This is a genomic window from Erwinia sp. MMLR14_017, from assembly GCF_033657285.1.
In the GTDB taxonomy this organism is placed as follows: domain Bacteria; phylum Pseudomonadota; class Gammaproteobacteria; order Enterobacterales; family Enterobacteriaceae; genus Erwinia.
Genome location: NZ_JAWVWP010000006.1, coordinates 65,338 through 85,852, shown reverse-complemented (window position 1 = coordinate 85,852; position 20,515 = coordinate 65,338). Strand labels below are relative to the sequence as shown.

The window sequence follows — 20,515 nt, the reverse complement described above, 5'->3', positions numbered from 1 at the left end:
ATACATCAGCCGTTTTTCAACGATTCCAGGTATTCCCAGCGTTCGAAGGCGACTTCCAGCTCCTGCTCAGCAGCAGAAAGCGCATCCAGCACGGGCTGAGTAACATCATGAGGCTGGCTGAAGAACTCGCCATCCGCCACTTTTGCCTGCAATGCTTCCAGCTTGCTCTCCAGCTCTTCCATTTTTTGCGGCAGCTGTTCCAGCTCTCGCTGTAGGTTATAGCTTAGCTTACTGGCAGCACGTTTCTCTGGCTCTGCTTTACTGTTTTCCTGACGGGTAACCGGCGCGGCTTTTCCCTGGGCGCGGGTTTGCTTATAGGCTGCACGCTGCCGTTGCGCATCATGATAGCCGCCAACAAAAGAGCCGATCTCGCCGTTGCCTTCAAAAATCCAGCATTCGGTTACGGTGTTATCCACAAACTGGCGATCGTGGCTCACCAGCAGCACGGTGCCCTGATAACCATCCACCAGCTCTTCCAGCAGCTCTAACGTTTCTACGTCCAGATCGTTGGTAGGCTCATCGAGGATCAGCAAGTTGCTTGGCTTCAGGAACAGACGAGCCAGCAACAGACGGTTACGCTCCCCGCCTGATAATGCACGAACCGGCGTCATCGCACGTTTTGGATGGAACAGGAACTCCTGCAGGTAACCCAGCACATGGCGTGGCTTACCGTTAACCATCACTTCTTGCTTACCTTCTGCCAGGTTATCCATCACCGTACGGTCCGGATCCAGCTCGGCACGGTGCTGGTCGAAATAGGCGACTTCCAGCTTGGTACCAATGTGTACACGGCCGCTGTCAGCTTTGAGCTGACCCAACATCAGCTTCAGCAGCGTGGTTTTCCCACAGCCGTTGGAGCCAATCAGGGCAATCTTATCGCCACGCTGCACCTGTGTGGAGAAGTCACGTACCAGCTGCTTACCGCCAACGCTGTAGTTAAGGTTTTCCATCTCAAAGACGATCTTGCCTGAGCGGGAAGCCTCCTCAACCTGCATATTGGCTTTGCCCATCACTTCACGGCGTTCTGAACGTTCGTTACGCAAGGCTTTCAGCGCCCGGACACGACCTTCATTACGCGTGCGGCGAGCTTTAATGCCCTGACGGATCCACACTTCTTCCTGCGCCAGCTTGCGGTCGAATTCCGCATTTTGCATCTCTTCAACGCGCAGCGCTTCTTCCTTGCTGGCCAGATAGAGGTCGTAGTCGCCTGGCCAGGAAACCAGCTTGCCACGATCGAGATCCACAATGCGGGTCGCCATGTTGCGGATAAAAGAGCGGTCGTGGGAAATAAAGATGATGCTGCCCTGGAAGGTTTTCAGGAAGCCTTCCAGCCAGTCAATGGTTTCGATATCCAGGTGGTTAGTGGGTTCATCCAGCATCAGCACGCGCGGATTGCTCACCAGCGCACGACCCAGCGCGGCTTTACGTAACCAGCCACCGGAGAGCGAGGACAACGGCGCATCGGCATCCAGGCCAATCTGTTTCAGCACGTCATGAATGCGGGTTTCCAGCTGCCACAGATTCTGGTGATCCAGAATAGTTTGCAGGCGGCCCATCTCATTCAGGTTTTTGTCGCTGGGATCGGTCATCACCAGGTGAGAAATCGCATGATAGGCCTTCAGGTATTCGGCCTGTTCATCCACCCCTTCTGCCACAAAGTCATAAACAGATCCCTGAACGTTACGCGGTGGATCCTGCTGCAGACGAGCCACTACCAGGTCCTGCTCATAAATGATGCGGCCATCATCCAGTGGCTGTTCGCGGTTGATGATTTTCATCAGCGTGGATTTCCCCGCGCCGTTACGTCCCACCAGACAGACCCGCTCATTCTCTTCAATGTGCAGTTCTGTGTTATCCAACAACGGGGCGTCACTGAAGGAGAGGTACGCACCATGAATACTGATTAATGACATAAAATCTTATTCCTTACCGGCATGAGTTATCAGCCAGCAGTTATGTATTTGACGGTTACGGGCAAAATCCTGCGACTGGGTTTTGGCGGTGATATCCTGCGCAGCAAGATTCAGCTCGGCCAGCCCGTCGTGGTCCATTTTGAAACCGCGTTTGTTATTAGAGAACATAATGGTGCCGCCTTTACGCAGCAGCCTTTTCAAATCTTTCATCAGCAGCAGATGATCGCGCTGAACGTCAAAACTCTCTTCCATACGTTTGGAGTTGGAGAAGGTTGGCGGATCAATAAAGATCAGGTCGAACTGCTCATCCGACTCTTTCAACCAGCTCAGGCAGTCTGCCTGCATCAGGCGATGCTGACGGCCCGTCAGGCCATTCAGACGCAGGTTACGCTCTGCCCACTCCAGATAAGTGCGTGACATATCTACCGTGGTGGTGCTTTTCGCACCGCCCAGCCCGGCATGAACGCTGGCGCTGCCGGTGTAGGCGAACAGGTTCAGGAAATCTTTCCCCTTACTCATCTGACCAAGCATCTTACGGGCGATACGGTGGTCGAGGAACAGGCCAGTATCCAGATAGTCGGTGAGATTTACCCACAATTTGGCATTGAATTCGGAGACTTCGAAGAAGTCGCCCTTCTCACCCAGCTTCTGATACTGGCTTTTGCCTTTCTGACGCTCACGGGTTTTCAGCACCAGCCGGTTAGAAGGTAGCTCCAGCACGCTGAGCGTGGCAGAGATCACATCAAACAGCCGCTGGCGCGCTTTTGCGGGTTCGATGGTTTTGGGCGGTGCATACTCCTGTACCACTACCCAGTCGCCGTAGCGATCTACAGCGGCATTGTAATCTGGCAGATCGGCATCATAAATGCGATAGCATTCAATGCCTTCCTGACGCGCCCACTTTTCGAGCTTTTTAAGGTTTTTACGCAGGCGGTTAGCATAATCTTCCGCAATCTGCCCGTTTGCCCCAGCAGAAGGATTGATGGCCAACTGGTAATTTTTCTGCACGCAGTCCAGCGGGCCATTTTTCGCTTTGAACTGACGATCGGCACGCAGTTGCAGGCAGCTTAAAAGCTCTGGAGAGGCGCTAAATAAAGAGAGATTCCAGCCCCCAAAGTGACTTTTCACAATCCGGCCAAGCTGGCTGTGAAGCGCAATCAGCGCCGGTTCGCTTTCCAGACGCTCGCCATAAGGCGGGTTGCTGAGCAGTGTGCCCACCGGGCCTTCTGGCAACGGGTTGTTCAGCTTCAGCACATCCTGCACGGTAAAGCTTATTACTTCGCCCAGACCGGCACGACGCGCATTGGCACGAGCGCGTTCAATCACCCGTGAATCGTTGTCATAACCGTAAAACCGTGAGGGGGTTTCCTGAAGACCGCGTCTGGCACGGACCTGCGCCTCGCTGGTGACTTCGCGCCATAACGCCTCATCAAATTTCGCCCAACCGGTAAAGCCCCAGTGCGGGCGATGCAGGCCCGGCGCGCGATCGCTGGCGATCATCGCCGCTTCAATCAGTAAGGTTCCCGATCCACACATCGGATCGATCAGCGGCGTACCCGCCTGCCAGCCGGCACGGAGAACGATGGCGGCTGCCAGGTTCTCTTTTAATGGCGCCTGACCGGTTTGCTGACGGTAGCCGCGCTGGTGCAGGCCTTCTCCGCTTAAATCGAGCGCAATACTGGCGGTGTCTTTATTAAGCCAGACGTTGATACGAATATCGGGCTGCTCGCGATCCACATCAGGACGCGGCAAATTTTTGCGGGTGAAGCTGTCCACAATCGCGTCTTTCACTTTTAACGCGCCATACTGGCTGTTGCGGATCACCTCGTTCAGGCCGCTGAAGTGCACCGCAAAGGTTTTGTCGCTGCCGAACATTGCTGGCCAGTCAATCGCCTGCACGCCCAGATAGAGGTCCAGATCGCTATAGACGCCGCATTCAGTCAACGGCAGCAGAATGCGCGAGGCCAGACGGCTCCACATCAAACTTTGGTACATCAGACGATCGTCACCCTGATAATGTACGCCGCCCTGGACGATCTGGCAGCTTTGCGCGCCCATCGCTTCCAGTTCACTTTTTAACAGCTCTTCGAGCCCACGCGCCGTACTGGCAAACAGAGAATTCATAGTGTCACTTATCGTCTTCAGAAAATTGCTGCGCATTATAGCTAATCGCAGGCACATGTCATAAAGTTAGCTTCTTTTCAGCAGGCACCCCGCCGCTTTTCTTGCCTGTCGTCTGTTTTTTCCGCTTTATCTGCCCGGAGAGCACCATGATTAGCCTGTCTCGTCTGTACATTCACCCGGTGAAATCAATGCGTGGTACGCAGGTTTCTCATGCGCAGGCGCTGGAGAGTGGGCTGGCATTTGACCGCGTCTTTATGATTACGGACACGGATGGCACCTTTATTACTGCGCGCCAGTATCCGGAAATGGTGCTCTTTACCCCGGCGCTGATCCCGGAGGGACTCTTTCTCTCAGCCCCCGATGGCACCAGCGCCACAATCCGTCTGGCGGACTTTGCCCGCGAGGGTGCGCCTACTGAAGTATGGGGCAACAACTTCACCGCACTGATAGCGCCGGCTGCGATCAATCAGTGGCTCAGCATCTTCTTTCCCCGTCCCGTTCAGCTCCGTTGGGTCGGCCCGGAGATGACGCGCCGGGTGAAACGCTTTGAACAGGTGCCGCTGGGCTTTGCGGATGGCTTTCCGTTTTTGCTGATTAACGAAGCCTCGCTGCACGATTTGCGTCAGCGCTGCCCGGCAGGCGTAAAGCTTGAGCAATTCAGGCCTAACATTGTGGTCACCGGCGCTACGGCATGGGCGGAAGACAGCTGGTCAACCGTGCGCATTGGCGACATTCTCTTCGACGTGCCAAAGCCCTGCAGCCGCTGCATCTTTACCACCGTCAGCCCCGAGCGCGGCCGCAAGCATCCCAGCGGTGAACCGCTCTCCACGCTACAAAAATTCCGCACCGCGATGGATGGCAGTGGCGACATCGATTTTGGCCTTAATTTGATCGCCCGAACCAGCGGTATTATGCGCACAGGAGACGAACTTCAGGTTGTGGCCAGCAAGCCACCTCGCCCCTATGGTGCGGGCCAGGTCACTGAATCACTGGAAGTTGAAAACAGCAGTGCGGAAAACATCACCATAAGCTGGCAGGGTGAAAGCTTCACGGGGAATAATCAGCAGGTGCTTCTGGAGCAGCTGGAAATGCAGGGCTACCATATTCCCTACTCTTGCCGGGCCGGGATTTGTGGTAGTTGCAGGATGACGCTGGTTTCAGGGGAAGTGAAGCCGATGAAGAAAGGTGCCGTTCGTGATAACGGTACGATCCTCAGCTGCAGCTGTATTCCAGCGAGTAATATCATCCTGACTGAATAAACTTAAACCGCCTGCGCCAGCTGTAAAAAGCGTGATTGCGCGTGCGGCTGTAACCGATCATGCATGACTTTGATCGCATCACCCAGCACCATACCGCGTCCTGCCAGCGTTAGCTGAGGCTGAGCAAGCAGACAGAGTGCAGCATTCTCACCGCTTTCCACCACCAGCAACACGGCCTGTTCGCCATTTTCACACAGCTTCACGCTGACCAGCTCACCCGCTGTCGGCGTCCAGCCATCCTGCCGGTGCGTTTCAAAATGCCAGCTTTTTGGCATCAGCGGCTTCAGGAAACGGCAGGCGATCAGCGCGTTCAGTACCAGCTCTGCACGCTGATCTGCATTCAGCTCGCAACAGCGACAGTTTTCTTCAAAAGTAAAAAAAAGTGCCGCATCATCAACGCAGAATCCTGAGGTGGTAAACGCATCAGGGGAGAGCATCTTGCGAGGAAAACGGGAGCGGAACAGCATCCCATCAGCCAGGTCCAGCATCATGCGGTCGTGTTCTGTATCAAAAAACCAGCGCCAGCTGTCGTCAGGTTTAATTCTCATGATGGATCCCGTTGTATTAATATGGCCCTTCTCAGCGTTCTCGCTCTGAATTTGAAAATTAATGTCAGCTCGCCAGCGGGTCAAATCAGGCTAAATAGTGGATAAACAGGAGAAAATATAAACGAGCCAGCGGCGAAAATAAAGCCCCTGGCCGGTTTAACTAAGAATTATCTCAGAGATGGGTCACAATTTCTTTTATCAGAGGTGGCCCTTTATAAATAAAGCCGGAGTAGATTTGTACCAGCGAGGCACCCGCCGCGATTTTTTCACGGGCAGAAACCAGAGAGTCAATGCCGCCCACCCCAATAACAGGCAGCCTGCCCTGCAACTCTTTCGACAAGCTGCGAATAATTTCGGTACTTCTCAACTGCACCGGGCGACCGCTTAAGCCCCCTGCTTCTTCGGCATATTTCAGGCCGCTAACCAGTGAACGATCCAGCGTAGTATTAGTGGCTATCACACCATCGATATTATGACGCACCAGACTGTCGGCCACCTGCACCAACTCTTCTTCTGTCAGGTCGGGGGCAATTTTTACGGCGACGGGAACATATTTATGATGCAGCGCTTCAAGGTCTTTCTGCTTTTGTTTAACCGCACTTAACAGATCGTCCAGTGCCTCGCCATATTGCAGCGTGCGCAATCCCGGCGTGTTCGGTGAGGAGATGTTGATCGCAATATATCCGGCATAGGCGTAGATTTTGTCCATGCAGGTAAGATAATCCTCTTTGCCGGTTTCTACCGGGGTATCTTTATTCTTGCCGATATTAATTCCTAACACGCCATCAAAATGGGACTTTTTCACATTCTCTATCAGGTTATCCACGCCAAGATTATTAAATCCCATGCGATTAATAATGCCCTCGGCTTCCAGCACGCGGAACATGCGGGGTTTATCGTTACCCAGCTGCGCACGCGGCGTGACGGTGCCAATTTCAATAAACCCGAAGCCCATTGCGCCAAAAGCGTCAATACATTCCCCGTTTTTATCCAGACCAGCAGCAAGGCCCAGCGGATTTTTAAACGTCAGGCCCATACAGTTAACCGGTTTGAAAGGCAGAGACTGGCGCACCAGATGCATTAAAGGGGTACCTGTAACGCGCTGCAACTGCTGTAACGTCAGCTCATGGGCACGCTCCGCATCAAGCTGAAACAGCGCCTTACGGACAAAGGGGTAGTACATGATCGCTCCTGAATGCCCGGGATAGCAGGCCTGGATAGGACAAAAGTTGTTATCGCCTGGCGACAGCAACCCTGAAAAATGCGTTTTGCGTCACTCTACAGCGCTCCCCTTTATTTTTAGTGTCGGAGGGCCTGAACGGCCAAAGTACGGTGCAGTGACGCTGCAGGCGCGGGGGAAAATGGTAAAGTCCTTTACCCGGAAAGTAAAACGTTAGCGTTTAATAATCCTGCTTCTTAGGCGCTATTGCCAAAAATTGACTTAAATATGCCGGATAAATCATTTAAGCCTCCTTCTCCTCTCTGTCAGGATAGACCTCACAGTTACCGAATTTCTTAGTTCAATAACTTTTGGTTATAAGGAGAGGTTATGCGCGTTATTACTCTGGCGGGAAGTCCTCGCTTTCCTTCACGCTCTACCGCCCTGCTGACGGTCTGCCAGCAGCTGCTTGAACAACGCGGTGTGGAAGTCATTCCCTGGAATCTGCATAACTTTGCTCCTGAAGATCTCTTATACGCCCGTTTTGACTCTCCGGCGTTGCTGGCGCTGAAAGAGGATTTAGCCCAGGCTGACGGGCTTATTGTGGCGACGCCCGTTTACAAAGCCTCTTTCTCCGGTGCGCTAAAAACGCTGCTGGACCTGCTTCCTGAACGCGCTCTGGAACACAAGGTGGTGCTGCCACTGGCTACAGGCGGTACTGTCGCCCATATGCTGGCCGTCGATTACGCGCTTAAGCCTGTTCTGAATGCCCTTAAGGCGCAGGAAGTGCTGCATGGGGTGTTTGCAGATGACACCCAGATCACCCACTACGATCGCACGCCTGAACTCTCCCCTGTTTTAAAAGATCGTATCGATGAATCCGTTGAGACTTTCTGGTCTGCACTGGCTCGCCGTCATCAACCGTTTGCCGTCGCGGTATAAGGAAAAGAGATGACGCTTTTAGCCCGTATTTTTTCTGCCCTGGCGCTGACCAGCGTGCTGGCAGGTTCGGCAGTTGCTGCCGAAACAGACGCACCAAAAACGTTTCGCATCGGCTACCAAAAAGGGTCGGTGAGTATGGTGCTGGCCAAATCGCATCATCTGCTGGAGAAGCAGTTCCCGCAGACGCAGATTAAATGGGTGGAATTCCCGGCAGGCCCGCAAATGCTTGAGGCATTAAACGTCAACAGCATCGATCTGGGCAGTACGGGTGATATCCCGCCAATCTTTGCTCAGGCGGCCGGCGCGGATCTGCTTTACGTCGGTGCAGAACCGCCAAAACCCAAAGCAGAAGTGATCCTGGTACCGAAGAACAGCCCGTTTAAGACGGTGGCCGATCTGAAAGGACATAAAGTGGCCTTCCAGAAAGGTTCCAGCTCACACAATTTGCTGCTTAAAGCGCTGCAAAAAGCGGGATTGTCATTTAAAGATATCCAGCCCGCCTACCTGACGCCTGCCGATGCCCGTGCAGCCTTCCAGCAGGGTGATGTGGATGCCTGGGCTATCTGGGATCCCTACTATTCCGCCGCGTTACAGCAGGGCAGCGTCCGGGTGCTGACTGACGGTAGCCAGCTCAATCAGACCGGATCTTTCTATCTGGCAACGCGCCCGTTTACACAGGCAAACGGGCCGTTTATCAGCAAGGTACTCGCCACCTTCAGTCAGGCTGATGCGCTGACGCTGAGCGACAGATCGCAAAGTATTGACCTGCTGGCCCAGGCGATGGGATTGCCGAAGCAGGTTGTGGCAAGTTATCTGGATCATCGTCCACCGACCAGCATCAGCCCGGTCAGCGAGAAAACGGCACAGGCGCAGCAGCAAACAGCCGACCTGTTTTATGCCAACCATTTAATGCCGGTAAAAGTTGAGATCGCCAGTCGTATCTGGCAGCCCACCCGCGCAAACTAATCAGGAGTTCACCATGAGTCTTTCCGTTTTCTGGTTTTTACCCACCCACGGTGATGGCCACTATTTAGGCACGGCAGAAGGTGCCCGCCCGGTTGATCACGGCTATTTACAGCAGATTGCTCAGGCTGCCGATCGCCTGGGTTTCGGAGGCGTGCTGATCCCTACTGGTCGCTCCTGTGAAGATGCCTGGCTGGTTGCCGCCTCGCTGATCCCTGTGACGCAGAGACTGCGCTTTCTGGTGGCTTTACGCCCCGGCGTGATTTCGCCCACTCAGGCCGCGCGCCAGGCCGCTACGCTGGACCGTCTGTCGAATGGCCGTGCGTTGTTCAACCTGGTCACCGGCGGAGATGCTGAAGAGCTGGCCGGTGATGGCGTGTTCCTCGATCACACAGAACGTTATGCAGAATCGGCAGAATTCACCCGCATCTGGCGCCGGGTGCTGGAAGGCGAAACGGTCGATTATGAAGGCAAGCATGTACACGTTCGCGGCGCCCGATTAATGTTTAAACCCGTACAGCAACCGCGCCCGCCTTTATGGTTCGGCGGCTCGTCAGACCCGGCTCAGGACCTGGCGGCTGAACAGGTTGATGTCTATCTCACCTGGGGCGAACCGCCTGCCCAGGTGAAGGAAAAAATCGATCGGGTACGGGCCAAAGCGGCAGCCCAGGGACGGACCGTAAAGTTCGGCATTCGTCTGCACGTCATTGTGCGTGAAACTAATGAAGAGGCCTGGCTGGCTGCGGATCGCCTGATTTCACATCTGGATGATGCCACCATTGCTAAAGCGCAGGCCGCCCTGGCAAGGACAGATTCAGTGGGCCAGCAGCGTATGGCCGCTCTGCACGGCGGCCGCCGGGACAAACTGGAAATCAGTCCTAACCTCTGGGCTGGCGTAGGCCTGGTTCGCGGAGGCGCGGGAACGGCTCTGGTGGGTGACGGCGAAACCGTCGCCGCAAGAATGCAAGAGTATGCCGATTTGGGGATAGAAACCTTTATTCTTTCCGGCTATCCGCACCTTGAGGAAGCGTATCGCGTGGGTGAGCTGCTCTTCCCGCATCTGGATTTAGCGGTGCCTGAAGTGCCGCAGCCTCGAGTTGTTTCCGCTCATGGCGAAGCGGTAGCGAACGATTTCACACCGCAAAAAGTTTCTCAGAGTTAGAGGTGAAAATGAACAAGCCGCTTTCACGTTTGGCTAATCAGCTGGTGCCCTGGGCGCTTCCGGTGCTGCTGATTGTGGTCTGGCAGATTGCCTCTCAGAGTGGCTGGCTTTCCACGCGGATCCTGCCCTCTCCTGAAGCCATTCTGATTACCTTCTGGAAGCTCTCCGCCAGCGGCGAGCTCTGGCAGCATCTTGCTATCAGCAGCTGGCGCGCTGCCGTAGGCTTCTCCATCGGCGGCTCGATTGGTCTGATACTGGGGCTGATCACCGGGATGTCGCGGCTTGGCGAACGCCTGCTGGATACCTCGGTACAGATGTTGCGTAACGTGCCGCATCTGGCGCTGATCCCGCTGGTGATCCTCTGGTTTGGTATTGATGAGTCAGCCAAGATTTTTCTGGTGGCGCTCGGGACGATGTTCCCGATCTACCTGAATACTTATCACGGCATTCGTAACATCGACCGCGGGCTGGTTGAGATGGCCCGCAGCTATGGCCTCTCTGGCTGGAGCCTGTTTATTCAGGTGGTGTTGCCGGGCGCCCTGCCCTCGATCATGGTAGGCGTGCGTTTTGCGCTGGGCCTGATGTGGCTGACGCTGATTGTGGCTGAAACCATCTCCGCTAATTCAGGGATCGGTTATCTGGCCATGAATGCCAGGGAGTTCCTGCAAACTGACGTGGTCGTGGTGGCCATTATTCTTTATGCCCTGCTCGGAAAACTGGCTGATGTCAGCGCGCTGTTACTGGAACGCGTCTGGCTGCGCTGGCATCCCGCTTATCAACTGAAAGAGGAAAACGCATGAGCGAGTTAACGCCTTCTCCGGCACGCCTTAATGCCGGAACGCCGCTGGTGATCGGCGGCGTCAGCAAACAGTACAGAGGCCGGACGGTACTGAACAATATCGACCTGCATATTCCCTCCGGACAGTTTGTGGCGGTAGTAGGCCGCAGCGGCTGCGGCAAAAGTACGCTGTTGCGCCTGCTGGCGGGCCTGGAGAAAACCACTTCAGGTAGTTTACTTGCCGGAAACGCGCCGCTGAGTGAGGCGCAGGATGACACCCGCCTGATGTTTCAGGATGCGAGATTGCTGCCCTGGAAAAGTGTCATTGATAACGTCGGGCTGGGTCTTAAAGGTAAGGCGTGGAAACAGAACGCGCTGGAAGCGCTGGAAGCGGTAGGACTGGCCGACCGGGCAAAAGAGTGGCCAGCCGCGCTTTCCGGTGGGCAAAAGCAGCGCGTAGCGCTTGCCCGTGCGCTAATCCATCGTCCTGGTCTGCTGCTGCTGGACGAACCGCTGGGGGCGCTGGATGCCCTGACCCGCATCGAAATGCAGGATTTGATCGAGTCACTCTGGCAGAAGCACCACTTCACCGTACTGCTGGTAACGCATGACGTTAGCGAAGCGGTAGCGATGGCTGACAGGGTACTGCTGATAGAGGAAGGCAATATCGGGCTGGACCTGCAGGTAGATCTTCCTCGTCCGCGCCGTAAAGGGTCGGTCAGGCTGGCAGAGCTGGAGGCAGAAGTGCTGGATCGGGTGATGAAACGTTCACCGCTGGAAGCGGAAAAACGTTACGCTCAGCGTTAAAAGAAGAAGGTTCGGCACAGCTGGCATGAACTGTTCACAAAGAGGCAAAGAGCGTCATCCCTGACAGCCCGTGCCGCGCCCTCCATAGCGCGGCACGCTTTGTTCCCGGCTTATGCCAGCCGTGCTTCAAGTCCAACGATAGCCTGTCACAGGCCGGAAAAGTCATTTGTTCTCAAGTTTAGCGAGAGCAAAGGCCCGATTGGCACCTGTGCCCGATCTTCTGCAATAGCCTGTCTGAGAGAAAAGTCATTTGGCTCAGGTTCAGCGATAACCTTTCAGGGGCGGAGCCTTACCGCCCCTTTGCTCAGCCAGTATCAGGCAGAGAGCGCTTTACTGATTTTCTCGTAAAGGTCGCCAGAGAGTTTATCCAGCCCTTTCAACTGCTCCAGCGCCTTACGCATCAGTGCCTGACGGCCAGCATCATAGCGTTTCAGACGAATCAGCGGTTCAATCATCCGTGCCGCAACCTGTGGGTTACGCGTATTGAGATCGGAGAGAATCTCCACCAGAAACTGATAACCACTGCCGTTAGCGGCATGGAAGGCTGAAGGATTAGCCGACGCAAATGCGCCAATCAGCGCACGGATGCGGTTTGGATTGCTGAGCGTAAAGGAGCGGTGACTCAGTAAGGCACGAATGCGGTTCAGCACGTCTGGCGCCGGACTGGTAGCCTGGAGAGCGAACCATTTATCCATTACCAGCCCATCCTGATGCCAGCGCTCATCGAACGCCACCAGCAACGCCTCACGGCAGGGAAGCTGCGCCGCTACGGAAGCTGCCATTGCCGCCAGCGAATCGGTCATGTTATTCGCCTTGCTAAACTGCGCCTTAACCAGCCTGTCCGCCAGTTCAACATCGCCAAAGGCGAGATAGCCCAGGCAGACATTTTTCAACGCGCGCTTGCCAATCTCCGCATGTTCAATACGGTAATCTGTGCTCTGGTTGGCGTTGTAAACCGCCAGCCACTCATCAGCCAGCTCCGTCGCCAGCAGGCGCACCAGCGAAGCACGCACATCTGCAATCGCCTGTGGATCGATGATATCAAACAGCTCGGCTATCTCATTTTCACTTGGAAGCGAAAGGATCAGCGCCATCAACGCCGGGTCGCTGTTCTCTTCCAGCAGCACCGCACGGAAAGCGTCGGCGACATGCAGCGGCAGCGAAAGCGGCTGGCCCTGTTGTTGCCGGGCGACATTCAGCTTGATATAGGTCGCCAGCAGGCTCTGCGCCGCATCCCAACGGGCAAAGTCATTACGTGCGTGGCGCATCAGGAAAGTAAGCTGCGCATCGCTCCAGTTATAGTCCAGCTTCACCGGCGCGGAAAATTCCCGCAGCAGAGAAGGCACCGGCTGGAAATAGACGTTATCGAAGATGAAGCTCTGGAACTCTTCAGTGACGTTGAGCACGTTATGGACCGGATGGCCGTTGTGCTGCAGAGGAATAACCTTGCCCTCGCCATCATAGAGTTCAATATCCAGCGGAATATGCAGCGGCAGCTTCTCTTTTTGATCGGCAGTGGCTGGCGTTCTCTGCGTGACATGCAGCGTATACTGCTCCAGCTCCGGGTTGTAATCGTCGCGAATGGAGAGGATCGGCGTGCCGGACTGACTGTACCAGCGGCGGAACTGCGAAAGATCGACATTAGAAGCATCTTCCATCGCCTGCACAAAGTCATCACAGGTGGCCGCGCTGCCGTCATGGCGCTCAAAATAGAGCTGCATACCTTTCTGGAAATTCTCTTCTCCCAGCAGCGTATGCATCATACGGATCACTTCTGAACCTTTCTCATATACCGTCAGGGTATAGAAGTTGTTCATTTCGATCACCTGCTCAGGGCGGATCGGGTGCGCCATCGGGCTGGCATCTTCTGCAAACTGAGCGCCGCGCATAATGCGGACATTATCGATACGATTAACCGCACGGGACCCCAAATCGGAGCTGAACTCCTGGTCGCGGAATACCGTCAGTCCCTCTTTCAGGCTGAGCTGGAACCAGTCGCGGCAGGTCACGCGGTTGCCTGTCCAGTTATGGAAATATTCGTGGCCGATCACCGCTTCAATGCCGAGGTAATCTTTATCGGTGGCTGTTTCCGCCTTCGCCAGCACATATTTAGAGTTAAAGACGTTAAGGCCTTTGTTCTCCATGGCGCCCATGTTGAAGAAGTCCACGGCGACAATCATAAAGATGTCCAGGTCATACTCCAGACCAAACCGTTCCTCATCCCATTTCATGCTGTTTTTCAGCGAGGTCATCGCCCAATCTGCACGGTCCAGGTTGCCACGGTCGACAAAAATTTCCAGCGCAACGTCACGGCCTGAGCGGGTTTTAAAGCTGTCGCGCAGCACGTCAAAATCACCTGCCACCAGCGCGAACAGGTAACAAGGTTTCGGGAAGGGATCTTCCCATTTCATCCAGTGACGGCCATCTTCCATCTGGCCACCGTCGATGCGGTTACCGTTAGAGAGCAGATAAGGATAGAGTGTCTGTTCGGCAATAATGGTGGTGGTAAAACGGGCCAGAACATCCGGACGATCGAGGTACCAGGTAATATGCCGGAAGCCTTCGGCTTCACATTGCGTACAGAGCGCTTCACCCGATTTATAGAGGCCTTCTAACGCGGTATTCTTGTCAGGATGAATGTCATTGACGATTTTCATCGTGAAGGTTTCAGGCAACTGCTCAACGATCAGCGCCCCCTCTTCAAGGCGGTAGTGCGGCCAGGCACCCTCGTTTATCTCAAGCGAGATAAGCGTGAGATCTTCCCCATCCAGGCGCAGCTCTGCCCCTTCAGCGCCCAGTTTTTTGACGCGGCTGATGGCGGTCACCCTGGTAGTGCTGGCATCCAAATTGAAAGTCAGATCGATATCGGTAATGGTAAAATCTGGAGCACGATAATCATGGCGATTTTTGGCTTGTGGCAGTTGCGTCATAAGTCCTTCTCACGTCGATAATTAGTTAACCTTTTCAAGTCTATTCCTGTTAGCGCGATGTTGCCACGACGAATCGCGCTGCGGGCGGAATAGCGCCTTAAAAGACACATCCCATTAACAAGCGCACGGATTGCCCTCGACCTTATCCGCTGAATTGTGCTGTGATCGGGTTCAATAAATGAGTAATCAAGTTATACTCCTGCGTCATTTCTTTTTTTTATAACCAGGGATAACGCTCTTCGCCAGAGGATGCTGAAACGCACCATGACACGACATGCTACCCCGATCCTGACCACGTTGCTGGACACGGACGCCTACAAGCTGCATATGCAGCAGGCCGTGTTCCACCGTTATAAAAAAGTCTCCGTGGTGGCCGAGTTCCGCTGCCGGGGCGACGACCTGTTGGGTATTTATGCGGATGAGATTGGCCAGGAGATAGCCGCAATGCAGGCGCTGGCGCTGACGGATGAAGAAGCCGACTATCTCGCCACCCTGCCTTTCTTTAAGGCGGACTACCTTGCCTGGCTGCGCCAGTATCGGTACGATCCTGCACTCGTCCGTGTTCGCAACCATCAGGGCAAGCTGGATATTCGTATCAGCGGTTCATGGCTGGATGTGATCATGTGGGAAGTGCCGCTTCTGGCGCTGATCAGTGAGGTAGTGCATCGCCACCGCTCGCCGCAGGTGACCGCAGCGATGGCCGTGGAGCATCTGCAGACCCGGCTGGCCGATTTCAAAATAATGACAGCCGATCTGGATATGTCACGCTTTAAACTGATGGACTTCGGTACTCGTCGTCGCTTCTCCCGCGAAGTACAGCAGGCGATTGTCGGCACGCTCAAGCAGGAATTCCCATGGCTGGTAGGGTCCAGTAATTATGATGTTGCCCGTCAGCTAAACATCGCGCCGGTGGGCACTCAGGCGCATGAGTGGTTTCAGGCGCATCAGCAGATCAGCCCGGTTCTGGCAAACAGCCAGCGGGCGGCGCTACAGGCCTGGCTCGATGAATATCCTGACAGCCTGGGAATAGCGCTAACGGACTGTATTACTATGGATGCTTTCCTGCGTGATTTCGGCGAGAACTTTGCCACCCGTTATCAGGGGCTGCGCCATGATTCGGGCGACCCGGTTGAATGGGGGGAGAAAGCTATTGCGCATTACGAGAAGCTTGGTATCGATCCTCGCAGCAAAACGCTGGTCTTCTCCGACAACCTCGACCTGGAAAAAGCCGTGGCGCTTTACCGCCACTTTGGCCAGCGCGCTAACGTTATTTTTGGCATCGGCACCCGCCTCACCTGCAATATCCCGCAGGTTAAACCGCTGAATATCGTCATTAAGCTGGTTGAGTGTAACGGCAAGCCGGTGGCCAAACTCTCTGACAGTCCGGGCAAAACTATCTGCCAGGATAAAGCCTTCGTTCGCGCCTTGCGTAAAGCCTTCGATCTGCCGCTGGTGAAAAAAGCCAGTTAGTCCCGGCTTTAAAAGAGGAGAGGCTCCCCCTCTCCTCTTCTTAACACCGCTCAATATCCGAATAAATCTCCCGCAGAACAACGAATTCTTCTTGTGTCTCGCCTGTCGGCAAGTAACATAGCACTACCCCAAATTCGGGGTAATTTTCTTTAATCCTGATTAATAGTGAGAGACTTTTATGAGCGTTGTGCCTGTAGCGGATGTACTGCAAGGCCGGGTCGCGGTTGACAGTGAAGTCACCGTACGCGGCTGGGTACGTACAAGAAGAGATTCAAAAGCTGGTATTTCCTTCATCGCCGTGTATGACGGCTCCTGCTTTAATCCCGTCCAGGCTGTGGTCAATAATTCTCTGAATAATTATCAGGACGAAGTGCTGCGACTCACTACCGGCTGTTCCGTAGCGATCACCGGTAAAGTGGTGGAGTCACCGGGCGAAGGCCAGAGCTTTGAAATTCAGGCGACCCATGTGGAAGTGGTGGGCTGGGTTGACGATCCGGACACCTATCCAATGGCCGCCAAGCGCCACAGCATTGAGTATCTGCGTGAAGTGGCTCACCTGCGCCCGCGCACTAACCTGATTGGCGCGGTAGCCCGCGTTCGTCATACGCTGTCACAGGCTTTGCACCGCTTCTTTGATGAGCAGGGCTTCTTCTGGGTTTCCACGCCGCTGATCACCGCTTCCGATACCGAAGGTGCCGGCGAAATGTTCCGCGTTTCCACCCTGGATCTGGAAAATCTGCCGCGCACGCCTGAAGGGAAAGTCAATTTTGACGAAGATTTCTTCGGCAAAGAGGCGTTCCTGACGGTTTCCGGCCAGCTGAACGGTGAAACTTACGCCAGCGCCCTGTCCAAAATTTATACCTTTGGCCCGACTTTCCGCGCAGAGAATTCCAACACCAGCCGCCACCTGGCTGAGTTCTGGATGCTGGAGCCGGAAGTTGCTTTTGCCGATCTGGCAGATAACGCCGCGCTGGCTGAAGCGATGCTCAAGTACGTGTTCAAAGCCGTTCTGGAAGAGCGCGCTGACGATATGGCTTTCTTTGCCGAACGCGTAGACAAAGAGGCGATTACTCGCCTGCAGCAATTTGTAACCACTGATTTTGCTCAGGTTGATTACACCGACGCGGTTGAGATCCTGATTAACTGTGGCGAGAAGTTTGAGAATGCCGTTTCCTGGGGTATCGATCTCTCTTCCGAACATGAGCGCTATCTGGCAGAAAAACACTTTAAAGCGCCGGTGGTGGTTAAAAACTATCCCAAGGATATCAAGGCATTTTACATGCGCCTGAATGACGACGGCAAAACCGTTGCGGCGATGGATGTTCTGGCTCCGGGTATTGGTGAAATCATCGGCGGTTCTCAACGTGAAGAGCGCCTGGATGTGCTGGATGCCCGCCTGGCTGAAATGGGTCTGAATAAAGAAGATTACTGGTGGTATCGTGATCTGCGTCGCTATGGCACCGTTCCTCATTCCGGTTTTGGATTAGGTTTCGAACGGTTAATCGCCTATGTCACCGGTGTACAAAATGTAAGGGATGTTATCGCCTTCCCAAGGACGCCGCGTAACGCCACCTTCTGATTTAACGCATTAAATATAAGAAATTCATATATATACTTAAGGTCAGCTCTGCTGGCCTTTTTTTATTTTTGTAAATTTAGAGATAGTTCACAAAGTTCCGTGTTTTTTACATTTTGTAATACATATTTTCCTACTGTAACCAGAATAGGAGATTAGTAGCATTTTCGGGCTAGATAATCGTCTCAGTGAATGGAAAGATGCGTGCAGACACAGGAAGACACCAAACTCTCTTCAGGGTTCTGTAAAGAATGATTGACGGCAGTGGCAGGTGTCCAAATAACTCCAATGAGGGTAATAAAAAATGATGAAGCGCAACATTCTGGCACTGGTTATCCCGGCCCTGTTAGCAGCTGGTGCAGCCAATGCAGCAGAAGTTTATAACAAAGACGGCAACAAGCTGGACCTCTATGGTAAAGCTGTTGGTCTGCACTATTTTTCTCATGGCGATAATGGCTATGCTGGTGACGGCGACCAGACCTACGCTCGTTTAGGCTTTAAAGGCGAAACGCAGATTAACGATATGCTGACCGGCTATGGTCAGTGGGAATACCAGTTCAATGCTAACAACTCTGAAGGCGACGATGCGCAAGACGGTAATAAAACTCGTCTGGGCTTCGCAGGTCTGAAATTCGGCGACGCGGGTTCATTCGACTACGGTCGTAACTATGCCGTAGCTTACGACGTGCTGGGCTGGACCGATATGATGCCTGAGTTCGGCGGCGACTATGCGCAGTCTGACTCAATGGGCGGCCGTACCGGTGGCGTTGCAACTTACCGTAACACCAACTTCTTCGGTCTGGTTGATGGTCTGGATTTCGCTGCTCAATATCAAGGCAAGAACGATCGTGATGATTTGCAGCGTTCTAACGGTGACGGCTACGGCTTCTCTGCTTCCTATACCGCACCAATCGGCGTAGGCGTTGCAGCGTCTTACAGCTCTCAGGACCGTACTGATTCGCAGAATGCTCCAGGCGTGTTGGGTGATGGCGAGCGTGCAGAACTGTGGACCGCTGGTCTGAAATATGACGCTAACAACATTTACCTGGCAGCAACCTATGCTGAAGGTCGTAACGAATACCGCACTTCTGGCACCACTACTGCTGGCGTCGATGTATCAGGTTACGCTAACAAAACTCAGGATATTGAAATTGTTGCACAGTACCAGTTCGACTTCGGACTGCGTCCGTCTATCGGCTACGTGCAGACCAAAGGTAAAGACATCGAAGGCGTGGGTGATGTTGACCTGACCAAATACTTTGAAGTGGGCGCAACTTACTATTTCAACAAAAACATGTCTACCTATGTTGACTACATCATCAACCAGATTGATGATGATAACGCACTGGGTATAGCTTCTGATGACACTGTAGCAGTTGGTCTGGTTTACCAGTTCTGATTGCCTGCCGGGGTGATTTCTCACCCTGCGCAAACTCTAAACGGGGCTTCGGCCCCGTTTTTGTTTACTGTACTTCGCTAATCCCTTCTCCTTTGATCTTCCCCCGCTTCTTTCCCGTAATTTAAAACGCAAACGGTTGGCATTTTGTGCGCTGTGGCGGTAACCTGAGTGCACATTTCGCTCCAGATTACGCTAACGGACTCCGACTATGTTTGAACGCATTGCAGCTGCACCCGCCGACCCCATTCTTGGTTTAGCCGACCTCTTCCGTGCCGACGATCGCCCAAATAAGATCAACCTGGGTATTGGCGTCTATAAAGATGAAACCGGTAAGACGCCGGTGCTGACCAGCGTGAAGAAAGCTGAGCAGTACCTGTTAGAGAATGAGACTACCAAGAACTATCTCAGCATTGATGGCCTGGCCGATTTTGGGCAGTGCACTCAGGAGCTGTTGTTCGGTAAGGATAGTGCCCTTGTCGGTGCCAAACGCGCCCGTACGGCGCAGACCCCTGGCGGTACCGGCGCCCTGCGTGTTGCGGCTGACTTTATTGCCACCCAGACCAGCGCTAAGCGTATCTGGGTAAGTAATCCAAGCTGGCCTAACCATAAGAACGTCTTCGAGTCTGCTGGTTTAGAAGTCTGTGAGTATCAGTATTACAATGCGGCTAACCACTCGCTGGACTTTGCCGGCATGATTAACGCGCTGCGTGAAGTTCAGGCCGGTGATATTGTGCTGTTCCACGGTTGCTGCCATAACCCAACCGGCATCGACCCTACAGCTGAACAGTGGGCGGAGCTTTCTGAGATGTCACTGGCTAACGGCTGGCTGCCGCTGTTTGACTTCGCTTATCAGGGCTTTGCCCGTGGGCTGGAAGAGGATGCTGAAGGCCTGCGTATCTTCGCCGCAAGCCATCAGGAGCTGATTGTTGCCAGCTCCTACTCCAAGAACTTTGGCCTGTATAACGAACGCGTTGGTGCATTCACGCTGGTAGCCAGCGAGGCCGCCGTGGCGGACACCGCCTTCAGTCAGGTTAAAGCCACTATTCGTGCTAACTATTCCAATCCGCCCGCGCACGGTGCCGCTGTCGTTGCCACTATACTGAGCAATAACGCGCTGCGTGCGCTCTGGGAGCAGGAGTTAACGGATATGCGTCAGCGTATTCACCGCATGCGCCAGCTGTTTGTGAACACGCTGCAGGAGAAAGGCGCGAAAGGCGACTTCAGCTTTATCATCAACCAGAACGGCATGTTCTCGTTCAGTGGGCTGACTAAAGATCAGGTTATTCGCCTGCGTGAAGAGTTTGGCGTCTACGCGGTGAATTCCGGGCGTGTTAACGTGGCAGGAATGACGCCAGATAACATGGCTCCCCTGTGCGAAGCTATCGTGGCCGTACTTTAAGCCCGGCGTTATCCCGAAAATGCATAAAAAATGCCTGCTTACAGCAGGCATTTTTATTGGGCTTTTCGGTTCAGGCTTCAGCAAGC

At 54.0% G+C, this 20,515-nt stretch carries 15 protein-coding genes; 10 read left to right on the top strand and 5 right to left on the bottom strand.

What is annotated here, in order from left to right:
* Positions 1–5: 5 nt before the first annotated feature.
* Positions 6–1,913, bottom strand: coding sequence for an ABC transporter ATP-binding protein (locus tag SD961_RS11780; RefSeq protein ID WP_318790558.1), 1,908 nt, complete (start codon positions 1,911–1,913; stop codon positions 6–8).
* Positions 1,914–1,919: 6 nt separating this feature from the next.
* On the bottom strand, positions 1,920–4,037 hold the full coding sequence (rlmKL, locus tag SD961_RS11775) for a bifunctional 23S rRNA (guanine(2069)-N(7))-methyltransferase RlmK/23S rRNA (guanine(2445)-N(2))-methyltransferase RlmL (RefSeq protein ID WP_318790557.1): 2,118 nt from the start codon (positions 4,035–4,037) through the stop codon (positions 1,920–1,922).
* Positions 4,038–4,183: 146 nt separating this feature from the next.
* Here rlmKL and SD961_RS11770 point away from each other — a divergent pair, with 146 nt between their 5' ends.
* Entirely contained in the window at positions 4,184–5,296 is a 1,113-nt protein-coding gene (locus SD961_RS11770; RefSeq protein WP_318790556.1) for a YcbX family protein, read from the top strand.
* A 2-nt stretch (positions 5,297–5,298) separates the two neighbouring features.
* Here SD961_RS11770 and SD961_RS11765 read toward each other — a convergent pair whose 3' ends face one another.
* Together SD961_RS11765 and pyrD are read right to left on the bottom strand one after the other, a co-directional pair.
* A complete protein-coding gene (locus SD961_RS11765) occupies positions 5,299–5,844 on the bottom strand; it encodes a cell division protein ZapC (protein ID WP_318790555.1) in 546 nt (181 codons plus the stop codon).
* A 172-nt stretch (positions 5,845–6,016) separates the two neighbouring features.
* On the bottom strand, positions 6,017–7,027 hold the full coding sequence (gene pyrD / locus SD961_RS11760) for a quinone-dependent dihydroorotate dehydrogenase (protein WP_318790554.1): 1,011 nt from the start codon (positions 7,025–7,027) through the stop codon (positions 6,017–6,019).
* A gap of 366 nt (positions 7,028–7,393) precedes the next feature.
* Between pyrD and ssuE the strand changes: the two genes are divergently transcribed.
* Genes ssuE through ssuB form a run of 5 tightly spaced genes read left to right on the top strand, consistent with a single transcriptional unit; the run spans position 7,394 to position 11,655 of the window.
* Complete coding sequence (ssuE, locus tag SD961_RS11755) at positions 7,394–7,945, top strand: NADPH-dependent FMN reductase (protein ID WP_318790553.1); 552 nt, start codon at positions 7,394–7,396, stop codon at positions 7,943–7,945.
* Positions 7,946–7,954: 9 nt separating this feature from the next.
* Positions 7,955–8,911 (top strand): sulfonate ABC transporter substrate-binding protein, encoded by a 957-nt coding sequence (locus tag SD961_RS11750; RefSeq protein WP_318790552.1) that lies wholly within the window; start codon positions 7,955–7,957, stop codon positions 8,909–8,911.
* A 13-nt stretch (positions 8,912–8,924) separates the two neighbouring features.
* Entirely contained in the window at positions 8,925–10,070 is a 1,146-nt protein-coding gene (gene ssuD, locus SD961_RS11745; protein ID WP_318790551.1) for an FMNH2-dependent alkanesulfonate monooxygenase, read from the top strand.
* Between the two features lie 8 nt (positions 10,071–10,078).
* The gene (gene ssuC, locus SD961_RS11740) at positions 10,079–10,870 is read left to right on the top strand and encodes an aliphatic sulfonate ABC transporter permease SsuC (RefSeq protein WP_318790550.1); all 792 of its coding nucleotides are present in this window, start codon (positions 10,079–10,081) and stop codon (positions 10,868–10,870) included.
* Positions 10,867–11,655, top strand: coding sequence for an aliphatic sulfonates ABC transporter ATP-binding protein (ssuB, locus tag SD961_RS11735; RefSeq protein WP_318790549.1), 789 nt, complete (start codon positions 10,867–10,869; stop codon positions 11,653–11,655). Before ssuC ends, ssuB begins: the two co-directional genes overlap by 4 nt.
* Positions 11,656–11,969: 314 nt before the next feature.
* Here the strand turns inward: ssuB and pepN are convergent, their stop codons facing one another.
* Positions 11,970–14,585, bottom strand: coding sequence for an aminopeptidase N (gene pepN, locus SD961_RS11730; protein ID WP_318790548.1), 2,616 nt, complete (start codon positions 14,583–14,585; stop codon positions 11,970–11,972).
* Between the two features lie 264 nt (positions 14,586–14,849).
* On the opposite strand from pepN, the gene pncB reads away from it, so the two are divergent.
* From pncB to SD961_RS11710, 4 genes are all read left to right on the top strand, one after another.
* Entirely contained in the window at positions 14,850–16,055 is a 1,206-nt protein-coding gene (pncB, locus tag SD961_RS11725) for a nicotinate phosphoribosyltransferase (RefSeq protein ID WP_318790547.1), read from the top strand.
* A 178-nt stretch (positions 16,056–16,233) separates the two neighbouring features.
* Positions 16,234–17,634: an asparagine--tRNA ligase gene (asnS, locus tag SD961_RS11720; RefSeq protein ID WP_318790546.1), complete on the top strand. Its 1,401-nt coding sequence runs from the start codon at positions 16,234–16,236 to the stop codon at positions 17,632–17,634.
* 301 nt (positions 17,635–17,935) lie between these two features.
* The gene (gene ompF, locus SD961_RS11715) at positions 17,936–19,030 is read left to right on the top strand and encodes a porin OmpF (RefSeq protein WP_318790545.1); all 1,095 of its coding nucleotides are present in this window, start codon (positions 17,936–17,938) and stop codon (positions 19,028–19,030) included.
* A 208-nt stretch (positions 19,031–19,238) separates the two neighbouring features.
* Complete coding sequence (locus SD961_RS11710; RefSeq protein ID WP_318790544.1) at positions 19,239–20,429, top strand: amino acid aminotransferase; 1,191 nt, start codon at positions 19,239–19,241, stop codon at positions 20,427–20,429.
* Positions 20,430–20,515 lie beyond the last annotated feature (86 nt).